The following is a 12538-nucleotide window of genomic DNA, read 5'->3' as shown; positions in this document are numbered from 1 at the left end:
AAATCAGCTCCACTACCGTCATCGACTAGAATAATGTCAAACATTTGATTTTCCTTTCTGACTTTTATTTTCGTACATTTTCTTATCAGCTATTGCAAAAAAATCAACGAAGTTTTTATGTGATTGATAAGAGTCCGTATAAGCACCTAAAGATGCTGTAATCCCCATATCTTTGAGAGTCATTTCTGCTTGAACAAGTTTTATTAAAAATTCAGCTTGATTTTCAGAAACTCCAGGGAGTAAAACCGCAAATTCATCTCCACCTAACCTTGCTATTACAGCACTTTCAGGCATTATCTTCGTTAAAATATCACCAAATTCAATTAGAATCTTATCTCCCGTAGCATGTCCAAAGGTATCATTTGCTTCCTTGAATTTATCCAAATCAGATATAATAACCGTAATTTGTTCTTCTTTACGTGTCAGACATTCCTCAAAAGCAAGCTCAATATATCGTCGATTATGAACCCGTGTTAAAACATCTTCGTATGCCATCCTCTGTATTTCAAGTTCATGAAGTCTCTGCTCTGTAACATCAAGAACAAAACAAAAAACACCAATCACTTTTTGGCGATTGTTATAAATGGGAGAATACATATTTTGCCAGTAAAGCGTTTTGTCGCCTGTCTTAATAGTATCCATAAATATAAATGTTTCACCCTTTTTCGCACGATCAACATTTGCTTTTAAACGCGCAGCATCTTCACTATTAAGATAATTCATTGGAAAGTCACCAATTTTGGGAGTGAAATAAAAGATTTCTTCCATGAGCCGAATATCATTCTTATTAACCGCAATAAAACGATAATCTAAGTCTACAGCATAGACGTTAATAAGTTTCGAACTCTGTAAGATAAAGTGGGATAGCATATGCTGTCTTCGATTAAGGTAAGATGCTAGGGTCCAAAGAACTAGTATTCCTATAAAGATTGCTAAAACGATGGGATTATCATGGTCAATCAAAACATCATCATACACTAAGCGCATTAATAACATTAACGCAGCAAAAATACTTAAGTATGTTAACAATCTTTGATGCTTGATTAAAAAATCACTTACTTTTCCTAATACCATTACAGTCTCACCATTCTAAGTAGTTTTAATACCTTCAGCATCCAAACTGTCTGTAACAAAACGTCCTGTAAAACCACCGATGAAGCCCGTAGCAGTATTGTCAATTCCTAAACGTTGTAGAATACGGCTGACATTAATACCCTTACCGCCAGCGAATTTATCATCACTCTCTATTCGGTTAACTTCACCAATCTCTACCTTGTCGATACGAACAATGAAGTCGATTGATGGGTTTAGCGTCACAGTATAAATCATACTTCAATAACCCTCGTTTTCTCTTTTAATTATTTAAGGAGCCCTTCTTCCGAAGCATTTGTGATTATGGTTACTTTCTCAACCTCGGCTACCTTAGCATAGGTTGAGAAAGTTTAGAAGCATCAGCTAGAACATAGGCTTTTTGCGCATTAGCTATCACTGTTCGTTTAATGACCGCCTCTTCCATATCTGGCGTTGTGAAATAATTGGCATCAACTCCATTAGCACCAATGAAAGCACAATCAAAATTCAGTTGTCTGATTTGTTCCAGAGCTGTACTTCCAATAGAGGCATCTGTTGAATGTTTAACCTTACCACCAATAATCCTAGTACTAATACCGAGATCTACCAGCTTAACAGCATGATGGATAGAATTAGTCACAACCGTCACCTGACGATTCATTTCCTCTGGATATGGTGAATATTTGTCATAAGTTCTAAGCCCAGCCTCAACGTGACCAATACTTACTTTATTGTAAAATGCAACCAATCCAGCAGCAAAAGTTGTTGTAGTATCACTATGAACTAAAACCAAATCAGGTTGTTCTTTCTTAACAACTGGATCAAAATTAGCCAAAATTTTAGAAGTAATTTCCTGAAGTGATTGATTTTTTTCCCATGATATCCAAATCATAATCAGGAACTATTTCAAAAGTCTCCAAAACCTGGTCAAGCATTTGACGGTGTTGAGCTGTGACTACTGTAATAGTATTAATGGTTTCTTGATGTTTTTTTCAACTCAAGAATTAACGGCGCCATCTTAATTGCCTCTGGTCTTGTCCCAAAGACAACCATAATATTTAATTTTCCCATAAGATCCCCCCCTATGACCTATACGAAATCAATATAATATTGACAAATAAGACTCTACATTATCACTTTATTATCCCCAATAAAAAGGAAAATGAGTTATCCTTTCTCCAAAAGCATTAAAGGGAATGCCCTCGCTATTGGTCTTGTTTTGCAAATGATGTAAAGTAGATAAAGAAAAAGGTCTCAATAAAAAGACTATCATTACGTATAAAATTCAAGAAGTAAGACAAGAAAACTAAGTCATATCATCCAAGGATATCAATTGTTTTGAGATTTTCTAGTCTTCTCCCCCGAATTTAAAAATACACTATTTAATAAATAAAAAAACTGCAGGAGAAAAAACGCTTTGCTAATAAAAGTGTTTTTTCTCCTGCAGTATTGCTAATTTACATATATTTCATAAAAACTTCTCCCCATTTTAAAGAGCGTCCCCTTTACTTACGCTCTATCCCCATCTTACAAATCAAAACATCGGTATGATAACCCTATCCCAATACCATATCACATAGCACCAAGTACCAACAAGTAATCATTCAACTCTCCCCAAAAGAGTCAAAATATTACAAACAGGTTGGCTTCGAGTTACTACTACCCATGTTCCCTATTCATATAGACGCTATAATTATAGCATGTTATTTTTATTTTTCAACCTTCTTTCAATTTTTTATTATTTTAATGTATGTGATAAGCATTATAATGAGGTCGTTTGAATTAAGCACTCCTACTTAACAAATACTAATCAAATGATATTTATCTATATTTTAATAAATAATAATTAAACACCCTTTGGCTTTTAAATGGATTTGCATAAAAAAATCAGAATTCCTATTAAAATTCTGATTCAGAATGAAGACAAACATCGTTTTTGATGTTTGTCTTTTTTTATATTCACACTTAATTCTCCCATAATCCAATAATATTGAGGTATTTGGATAAAATAACAGGTCTTCCCTACCATCATTTTTACCAATTTTTTGATATTTAGACATGCCAAAGTAAGCCCAACCTTATCTTCCATTTTGGACTTTCCTTTTTCTCTGGTATAACGCAAGTTATGATATTCTTTAGCTGTTCCGAATAAACGTTCTATCGTTTCTTTCCGGTGTTGGTACCGTTCCTTCATCCCACTTTGATGACGGATATCTTCACAGATTTCTAAGGCATCTTTCCAAATATGACGCACAACAACTTTTTGGTGCTGGCGACTTTCAGTACAAATCGCTAACAAGGGACAGGTCTTACAAATTTCGGGATTACTTTTATATTCTCTATAACCTTCACGTGTCGTTGTACGGTAAGTTAATACCTGGTTCTCTGGACAAAGATAGCAGTCAAAATGCTCGTCATAGACAAAGTCTTTAGGACGTAGAAAGCCTCTCTTACTCTTGGCCTAGTGTAAGGGAATACTGGCGTAATCTCTTTTTCTAAAAGAAACTTGGCAATACTAGGTGTTTTGTAGCCTGAATCCGCAATAATGAATTCAGGGGAGAAGGGTTCTAACTTGGCGAAAAGAACAGGAAAGGCCTGACTATCATGGATGTTACCTGCTTCAACTGTATAAGCCAAGGCCCAACCATGTTTATCACAAGCTACCTGAGCATTATAAGCGAAGACTTCCTTGTGTTCTCCCTTGTGAAACCAACCACTATCTGGATCAGTCGTTGATTGTTTCTTAGATTTAGCTTCGCCTTTTTTGGCGGGCTTTAAGAACTTTTTTGCATGCTTCTTCCTGTCTAAATTAATCTCAACATCCAGTTGTTCACTCATGAATTTAGCTTTTTGATCAACAACAACATTTTTGTACTTATGATTATTAGCAGCTGCCTTGATATGTGTCCCATCGATGAAGATTTCTGAGGGATCAATGAGCCCCGCCTCCAAAACGTGATGAAGCACATGACTAAAAATGTGTGCTAACAATTCTTTATTTTGAAAGCGTCAGCTATAGTTCTTACCGTAAGTTGTAAAATGTGGTACCTTATCATCCAGAGATAAGCCAAGAAACCAACGATAAGCCGTATTCACCTCGATATCCTTGATGGTTTGGTGCATAGAACGAATGCCATAAAAACATTGAATCAAAGGAATCTTAACTAACAAAACAGGGGCTAGACTAGGGCGACCATTATCTGAAGAATAACTATCCTCAACAACATCATAAATAAAAGAAAAATCAATCGTTTCTTCAACTTTTCTTAGAAAATGGTCTTTAGGCACAAGTTCATCAAGTGTATAGAAACCTATTTGACGACGATTATATTCAGGATTATCTTTGTGAAACATAGGAGTACCTCATCAAATACCTTTTCTTTTATTATACTCCTTCGAAGCAAGAAAAGTCCCCAGAAGTATAACTTCTGAGGACTTTGTCTTCAATCAGATCTATTTATTTTTTATGAATAAGTTGTACAACCTTGCTAAAGGTTGATATAAAGCTATTTATAAATAACTTGGACACAAACCGTGTCCAATCAGATTTTACGATAAAAAGGTAGAGAAAAAGGTAGAGTTTGAATTGAAATACAGTGCAATAAACTGCAATTGACAAAAAGAAAAAACGCTTGAAATCAGCGTTTTTCTTTTGTATTGATTCGTATTGAATCCTTATTTTACCTCAGTAAAGATTACGTGTTTACGCAATTTTGGTGAGTATTTTTTCAATTGAAGACGGTCTGGAGTGTTACGTTTGTTTTTTGAAGTAAGGTACAAGCGTTCACCAGATTCTTTGTGTTCAAGTGTAATATTTACGCGCATGGTATCTCCCTTCTATTATTTAGCTGCGTTAGCTTTAGCGATTTTACGTCCTTTGTAGTATCCTTTAAGTGATACACGGTGTGAACGTGAGTAATCTCCAGTTGTTTCGTCAAATTGTACTGATGGAGCAGTCAATTTGTAGTGTGTACGACGTTTGTTTTTCTTCGCTTTTGAAGTGTGACGTGCAGGTACTGCCATTTCTTTATTTCCTCCGAATTAATATTTATGTTCTTGATTTTAAATCAACTATAACAGAATAACATATCTTTTTTGTAAAGTAAAGTTACTTGACAAAAAACTTCTCAAGAAAACATATAGTTAAAAACTATACAATTTGATAGTAAATACATATTTCACAGCTATAACAGCAAGTGCTAGAATAGGCTTATTATTACATTAAATGAAAGAATAAAAAGGAGTAAATAACTATGAGTAAAGTTCATTATCATTTTGATCATGTTGGTTCTTACCTTCGTCCACAAGCTTTAAAAGAAGCACGTGAAAAATTTGCCAATGGTGAGATTTCGCAAGAGGAATTGTTGAAAGTACAAGATGAATTGGTTAAGGAATTGGTTCATCATGAGGTAGAAAATGGCCTTCAAGTCGTTTCTGATGGTGAATTTGGTCGTTCTTGGTGGCACCTTGACTTCCTATGGAACCTAACTGGTTTTGAAGCTTACCAACAAGAGGATTCATATAAATTCCATGGAGCTAAGACACGTACAACTAACGTTCGTATCAATGGTAAAATTGCTGAAAATCCTAATCATCCTTTCTATCGTGACTTTGAATATCTTAAATCAGTGACTCCTGAAGGAATTACTCCAAAAGTAACTATTCCAAGTCCATCACTCATCATTAACCGTGACCACCGTAGTGATCTTTATGCTGATTACTATGATTCATGGACAGATTTCCTTGATGATTTGGCTAAAGCTTACCATGATACCATCCAACATTTCTACGATTTGGGTGCACGTTATGTACAATTGGATGATACGACTTGGGGTTATTTGATTCAACAGTTTGAGAATGAAAAAAATAATCCTGAGAAAACAGCTGAGTTGGCAAAAATTGCTGAGGATGATGTATATACTATCAATAAAGCTTTGGAAGGTCTTCCAGAAGATTTGACTTTGGCTACTCACATTTGTCGTGGGAACTTTAAGTCAACTTATCTTTTTGAAGGTGGCTATGATTCAGTCGCTAAATATCTTGGTCAATTGAACTATGATATCTTCTTCTTGGAATACGATGATGCGCGTTCAGGTAGCTTCGCACCACTTCCAACGATTTGGAATAACCGTGATCATGTTGAATTGGTACTTGGTGTGATTACTTCTAAGGATCCAGCTTTGGAAGATGTAGATGCTGTTATTGCTCGTATCCATGAAGCGGCTGAACTTGTACCACTTAAGAACCTTGGTATCTCAACTCAATGTGGTTTTGCCTCAACTGAAGAAGGTAATATCTTGACTGAGCAAGATGAGTGGAATAAATTGAAATTGATTAAAACAATTACTGATAAAGTTTGGTCATAATAGAAAAAATGCAGAGGACGGGCTCAGCCTGTTCTCTCTTTTTATGAATATAGAAAGGAAGTGTCATGAATTATAAAGAGACAGGTCAGAAGATTTTAGAAGCTGTAGGAGGAAAGGAGAACGTTCAGAATCTAACACACTGTGCTACACGTTTACGTTTTACCTTAGCAGATGATTCTAAAGCTGATGATGAGGCTGTTAAAGCTATCGATGGTGTGGTGAGTTTGGCTAAGAGTGGTGGCCAGTATCAAGTTGTTGTTGGGAGTGATGTACCAAATGTATACCGCGCTTTAGAAGGTTTATTGGATCTGGATGAAGTATCTAAGGAATCATCGGAAAAACAAGATAGAACTCCTCTTCAAAGCTTTTTAGCTCTTATTTCTGGGATTTTCACCCCAATCTTACCAGTAATTACAGCAGCAGGGATGATCAAGGCCGTTTTGTCCCTTTTGGTTGTCTTTAAGGTAGTAGCTGTAGATGATGTTAACTATCAAGTTCTTAATTTTATTGGCGATGCTGGATTTTATTTCTTACCTGTATTTTTAGGTGCCTCAGCAGCTCGACAGTTTAAGACGAATGCTCAATTGGGGATGTTGATTGGTGCTATTTTATTACACCCAACTTTTACTCAGATTGTGACAACTGCCAAGGAATCAGGTCATGGCGTCTCTTTCTTTAGTATTCCTCTTACATTAACTTCTTACTCATCAACGGTTATCCCTGTTATTTTGGCAGTTTGGTTTATGAGTTACGTGGAGCGCTTTGCGATTAAAATTTCACCAAAAGCTGTGAAGTTTTTCTTGGTTCCTATGATTACGACCTTAATTACTGCAATCGTAACACTTTAGATTTTAGGTCCAATTGGTGCTGTCATTGGTAACTGGTTGGGTGACTTCTTTAAGTGGTTGGAAAACTTTGGCCCATGGGTTGTTCCGACAATTGTAGGAGCAACCTTCCCGTTAATGGTTACAACAGGAACTCACTATGGCTTAGTATCCATTGGAATCAATAACCGTATGACTATTGGTTATGATACGATTGCACAGCCAGGTGCTTTGGCTTCAAATGTGGCTCAGGGTGGAGCAGCCCTTGCTATTGCTTTAAAAACTAAGGATACCAATAAAAAAGCTCTGGCTTCATCTGCTGGGATTACTGCGATTTGTGGAATTACGGAACCGGCTCTTTATGGGGTAACTTTACAAAATAAAGCAGCCCTTATAGGATCTATTGTTGCCGGGGGAGTAGGTGGCTTCTTCCTTGGTATTTTAGGTGCGAGAAATTTTGCGGGTGGTTCCCCAGGTCTCTTGACGATTGCTGCGTATATTGGTGAAGATACACTTAAATATTTTTACACAGCTATTGCAGGTCTTGTAATTTCTGTTGTGGTATCTTTCATTGTGACCTTCATTCTTTATAAGGAAGATTAATGATTGTGGCAGGCCGAGAGGTCTGTTTCTTTCTGACGTTGAAAAATCCTCCACCATTTCCCAAAAGCTATATAAATTATGATAGAATAGAGTGATTATATCTGTAATAACGGAAAAGGAGGGCAGGTCTATCTGAGGCCTGTATCATCATTATGAAACTTCAAAAACCTAAGGGAACGCAGGATATTTTACCTGCGGATAGTGCCAAATGGCAGTACGTAGAAAATGTTGCACGTGAAACATTTAAGAAATACAATTATGGTGAAATTCGTACACCTATGTTTGAACATTACGAGGTCATTTCACGTTCAGTAGGTGATACAACTGACATCGTTACTAAGGAAATGTATGATTTTCATGATAAGGGAGACCGTCATATTACACTTCGTCCAGAAGGAACAGCACCGGTTGTACGCTCTTATGTAGAAAACAAACTCTTTGCGCCAGAGGTCCAAAAACCTGTTAAAGTTTATTATATTGGATCAATGTTCCGTTATGAACGTCCTCAAGCAGGACGCTTGCGCGAGTTCCACCAACTAGGTGTAGAGTGCTTTGGATCAAAAAATCCTGCAACAGATGTTGAAACCATTGCTATGGCCTACCAACTCTTTAATACGCTTGGCATTAAGGATGTTACCCTTCATTTGAATAGCCTTGGAAATACTGAGAGTCGTCTGGCTTATCGTCAGGCCTTGATTGACTATTTGACACCAATGCGTGAAAGTTTGTCAAAAGATAGTCAACGTCGTTTGGATGAAAATCCTTTGCGAGTACTCGATTCAAAAGAAAAAGAAGATAAGGTTGCCGTTGAAAATGCTCCATCTATCCTTGATTATTTAGATGAAGAAAGTCAAGCGCACTTTGACGAAGTACGTACCATGCTTGATAGTCTTAACATTCCTTACGTGATTGATACTAATATGGTACGTGGTCTTGATTACTACAACCACACGATTTTTGAATTTATTACCACTATTGATAAGTCTGAATTGACAATTTGTGCAGGCGGTCGTTACGATAGTTTGGTTGAATACTTCGGTGGTCCAGAAACAGCTGGTTTTGGTTTTGGACTTGGTTTAGAACGCTTGCTTTTGGTTCTTGATAAACAAGGTATTGAGCTTCCGGTGGAAGAAAATCTGGATGTTTACATTGCAGTACTTGGTTCAGGTGCCAATGGCAAAGCTCTTGAGTTAGTTCAAGCTATCCGCTATCAAGGATTTAAGGCTGAACGTGATTATCTTGGACGTAAGATTAAGGCACAATTTAAGTCAGCAGATACCTTCAAGGCCAAGACGGTTATCACATTAGGTGAGAGTGAAGTGGAGTCAGGTCAGGTTAATGTCAAAAATAATGCTACTCGTGAGGAAGTTACTGTAAGTTTCGAAGAGCTAACTAAAAACTTTGCTGCAGTCCTCGAACAGTTAGAAAAGTAGGGGGCGTATGGTTAGTATAGTTGATATGCTCAAACGGAGTGAAAAGTTCAGTTTGGCTTTTGATCGCAGTATGCCCATTCGTTTCCAACAACAGTTTTGGCAGTTGATTGCCTTTCTTGATAAACATGATATTACTTGGTTTAATGATGAGCCTGCAAGTGATCATGCGATGTGTCAGCAATTACTTGGTCAAGTTTGGCGTCAGGATTGTCAAGATGTGGTCTTGAGTTTTGAAACCCAGGAACGTTATTTGGGATGGCAGGTAGACGAGGAAACTGATGAACTTAGTGTTATCATTGAAGATGTTTACGGATTCCGTTGGAATAGTTTACTTGACTTAGAAACAGCCGATTATCGTTTTGAAGATTTTGAAGAGTTTGCTGAGGATTACGTGGATACTAGTGATTTGTTGAAACAATTTGGCAAATAGTTTTATAAAAAAGAAAGTCTATTAAAATTCTAACCTGAAATGGGTGGGGTTTTGATGGGCTTTTTGCTATAATAGTTAAGACTAAAAAATTAACGAAAGAAGTGTATTTATGGAACGTTCTATGTATGCCGGACGTGTTCGTAGTGAACACATCGGAACTACTATTACTTTGAAAGGTTGGGTATCTCGCCGTCGTAACCTCGGAGGTTTGATTTTCATCGATCTTCGTGACCGTGAAGGTTTGATGCAGTTGGTTGTTAACCCTGAAAATGCGGATGCTAATGTTGTTGAAACAGCTGAAAGCTTGCGTAGCGAATTTGTTATTGAAGTAACAGGAACTGTTGAAGCGCGTGAACAAGCTAATGATAACTTGCCTACAGGTGCTGTCGAACTTAAAGTTGAAGACCTTAAAGTCCTTAATACTGCCAAAACAACACCATTTGAAATCAAAGATGGTGTTGAGGCTAGTGATGATACACGTATGCGTTACCGCTATTTGGATCTTCGTCGTCCAGAGATGTTGGAAAACTTTAAGCTCCGTGCAAAAGTAACTCACGCCATCCGTAATTATCTTGATGACTTGGAATTTATCGATGTTGAAACACCAATGTTGACAAAATCTACACCAGAAGGTGCTCGTGATTACTTGGTTCCAAGCCGTGTTAGCCAAGGTCACTTTTATGCTCTTCCGCAAAGTCCTCAAATCACTAAACAATTATTGATGAATGCTGGTTTTGACCGTTATTATCAAATTGTTAAGTGTTTCCGTGATGAAGATTTGCGTGGAGACCGTCAACCTGAGTTTACACAAGTTGACTTGGAAACGTCATTCCTTAATGAGCAAGAAATCCAAGATATTACAGAAGGATTGATTGCTAAGGTTATGAAAGAAACTAAAGGAATTGAAGTTACACTACCATTCCCACGCATGTCTTACGATGATGCCATGAATAACTATGGTTCTGACAAGCCAGATACACGCTTTGACATGCTTTTACAAGACTTGACAGAGGTTGTCAAGGGTGTAGACTTCAAAGTGTTTGCTGAAGCGCCAGCTGTTAAGGCAATTGTTGTCAAAGGAAATGCAGACAAATACTCACGTAAAAGTATTGACAAGTTGACAGAGTTTGCCAAACAATTTGGCGCTAAAGGTCTTGCTTGGGTTAAGATGACTGACGGAGCTCTAGCAGGTCCAGTTGCTAAATTCTTGACAAGTATTGAAGATAAGTTGACAGATGCTTTACACCTTGAAGAGAATGATCTAGTTCTTTTTGTAGCAGATACACTTGAAATCGCTAATAACACACTTGGTGCTTTGCGTAATCAAATTGCTAAAGAACTTGACATGATTGACAACACTAAGTTCAACTTCCTTTGGGTTGTCGATTGGCCAATGTTTGAGTGGTCTGAAGAAGAAGGACGCTATATGTCTGCTCACCACCCATTTACTTTGCCAACAGAAGATTCTGCAGCAGAGCTTGAAGGAGATCTTTCCAAGGTACGTGCTGTAGCTTATGATATTGTCTTGAATGGTTATGAGCTTGGTGGAGGAAGTCTACGTATCAATCATAAAGACCTACAGGAACGTATGTTGAAAGCCCTTGGTTTCTCTGAAGAATCAGCCTATGAGCAATTTGGATTCCTTCTTGAAGCTATGGACTATGGTTTCCCACCACATGGTGGTTTGGCTATCGGTCTTGACCGTTTTGTTATGCTTCTTGCAGGTAAAGATAATATCCGTGAAGTGATTGCCTTCCCTAAAAATAATAAGGCATCAGATCCTATGACTCAGGCCCCAAGTCTTGTGGCTGATAAACAGTTGGAAGAACTTGCCCTTCATGTAGATTTAGAAAATGAATAAAGCACCTCTTCATAAACATGTTAAATTTGTAGCGAAAAAGTCTGCGAAGAAAATGGGCGTTTTGCAGGCTGTACGTAGTATTTCCCGTGAAAAATATACTGAAAAAGTCTCAGCTTCTTTACTTTATGGTCTCTTATCGTCAATCGCCGTTAATTTCTTTTTTCAACCTGGACATGTTTACTCCAGTGGAGCAACAGGTTTGGCACAGGTTTTATCGGCATTGAGTGTTAGAACTTTGGGCTTTGAGATACCAGTATCATTGACTTTCTATGCGATTAATATCCCTCTCTTGATTATGGCTTGGTACAAGATTGGCCATAAATTTACAATCTTTACCTTCATTACAGTAACGATGAGCTCCCTTTTTATTCAGGTGATGCCACATGTAACCTTGACAGAGGATCCTTTGATCAATGCTATCTTTGGTGGTTTGGTCATGGGTACGGGGATTGGTTTCGGTTTAAAATCACGTATCTCTAGTGGGGGGACGGATATCGTTAGCCTCACTATTCGTAAGAAAACAGGTCGTGATGTTGGTAATATCTCCTTGATTGTCAATGGAATTATCATGGTTTTTGCGGGCATTCTTTTTGGTTGGAAATATGCTCTTTATTCAATGGTGACTATTTTTGTTTCTAGTCGAGTTACAGATGCGATTTTCACAAAACAAAAGAAAATGCAGGCTATGATTGTCACAAGTAATCCTGACCCAGTTGTAAGGATGATTCAGAAGAAACTCCACCGTGGAGTAACGCTGATTAATGATGCGGAAGGGACTTATAATCACGAAAAGAAAGCAGTATTACTGGCGATTATTACGCGTGAAGAGTATACTGACTTCAAGCATTATATGAGAAAGACAGATCCCAAAGCCTTTGTCTCCATCGCAGAAAATGTACATATTCTAGGTCGTTTTGTTGATTTAGATGACTAACAAAAAAAGGAAGTTG

Annotated in this window: 8 protein-coding genes and 5 pseudogenes; 6 read left to right on the top strand and 7 right to left on the bottom strand. The window is 37.4% G+C overall.

Annotated features, from left to right (window positions below; all coding sequences use genetic code 11):
* Positions 1 to 36: 36 nt before the first annotated feature.
* The 7 genes and pseudogenes from SSAL8618_RS09975 to rpmF form a co-directional block, all read right to left on the bottom strand.
* Entirely contained in the window at positions 37 to 1074 is a 1038-nt protein-coding gene (locus SSAL8618_RS09975) for a sensor domain-containing diguanylate cyclase (RefSeq protein WP_014635176.1), read from the bottom strand.
* Between the two features lie 21 nt (positions 1075 to 1095).
* Positions 1096 to 1329: pseudogene (locus SSAL8618_RS09970) on the bottom strand (PfkB family carbohydrate kinase); the annotation flags it as partial.
* A 29-nt stretch (positions 1330 to 1358) separates the two neighbouring features.
* Positions 1359 to 1741 (bottom strand): annotated as a pseudogene (locus tag SSAL8618_RS09965) (DeoR/GlpR family DNA-binding transcription regulator); the annotation flags it as partial.
* Positions 1715 to 2142 (bottom strand): annotated as a pseudogene (locus SSAL8618_RS10900) (UDP-N-acetylglucosamine 2-epimerase); the annotation flags it as partial. The pseudogenes SSAL8618_RS10900 and SSAL8618_RS09965, both read right to left, overlap by 27 nt.
* An 828-nt stretch (positions 2143 to 2970) precedes the next feature.
* Positions 2971 to 4425 (bottom strand): annotated as a pseudogene (locus tag SSAL8618_RS10505) (IS1182 family transposase).
* A gap of 321 nt (positions 4426 to 4746) precedes the next feature.
* Entirely contained in the window at positions 4747 to 4896 is a 150-nt protein-coding gene (rpmG, locus tag SSAL8618_RS09950; RefSeq protein WP_002262412.1) for a 50S ribosomal protein L33, read from the bottom strand.
* 15 nt (positions 4897 to 4911) lie between these two features.
* A complete protein-coding gene (gene rpmF / locus SSAL8618_RS09945) occupies positions 4912 to 5094 on the bottom strand; it encodes a 50S ribosomal protein L32 (protein WP_002885630.1) in 183 nt (60 codons plus the stop codon).
* Positions 5095 to 5324: 230 nt separating this feature from the next.
* On the opposite strand from rpmF, the gene SSAL8618_RS09940 reads away from it, so the two are divergent.
* From SSAL8618_RS09940 to SSAL8618_RS09915, 6 genes and pseudogenes are all read left to right on the top strand, one after another.
* Positions 5325 to 6437, top strand: coding sequence for a vitamin B12 independent methionine synthase (locus SSAL8618_RS09940; protein WP_022496170.1), 1113 nt, complete (start codon positions 5325 to 5327; stop codon positions 6435 to 6437).
* A 65-nt stretch (positions 6438 to 6502) separates the two neighbouring features.
* A pseudogene (locus tag SSAL8618_RS09935) lies at positions 6503 to 7864 on the top strand (PTS transporter subunit EIIC).
* Positions 7865 to 8016: 152 nt separating this feature from the next.
* Positions 8017 to 9297, top strand: a complete 1281-nt coding sequence (gene hisS, locus SSAL8618_RS09930; RefSeq protein WP_002885861.1) for a histidine--tRNA ligase — start codon at positions 8017 to 8019, stop codon at positions 9295 to 9297.
* Positions 9298 to 9304: 7 nt separating this feature from the next.
* Positions 9305 to 9727, top strand: coding sequence for a hypothetical protein (locus tag SSAL8618_RS09925; RefSeq protein WP_002885776.1), 423 nt, complete (start codon positions 9305 to 9307; stop codon positions 9725 to 9727).
* A 109-nt stretch (positions 9728 to 9836) separates the two neighbouring features.
* Positions 9837 to 11588: an aspartate--tRNA ligase gene (gene aspS, locus SSAL8618_RS09920; RefSeq protein ID WP_002885629.1), complete on the top strand. Its 1752-nt coding sequence runs from the start codon at positions 9837 to 9839 to the stop codon at positions 11586 to 11588.
* Complete coding sequence (locus SSAL8618_RS09915; RefSeq protein WP_038676896.1) at positions 11581 to 12522, top strand: YitT family protein; 942 nt, start codon at positions 11581 to 11583, stop codon at positions 12520 to 12522. The genes aspS and SSAL8618_RS09915 overlap by 8 nt, the downstream gene beginning before the upstream one ends.
* The last annotated feature ends 16 nt before the right edge of the window (positions 12523 to 12538 follow it).

The organism is Streptococcus salivarius, assembly GCF_000785515.1.
Lineage (GTDB): Bacteria > Bacillota > Bacilli > Lactobacillales > Streptococcaceae > Streptococcus > Streptococcus salivarius.
The sequence above is the reverse complement of the archived record's forward strand: the minus strand, read 5'-3'. Positions and strand labels throughout refer to the sequence as shown.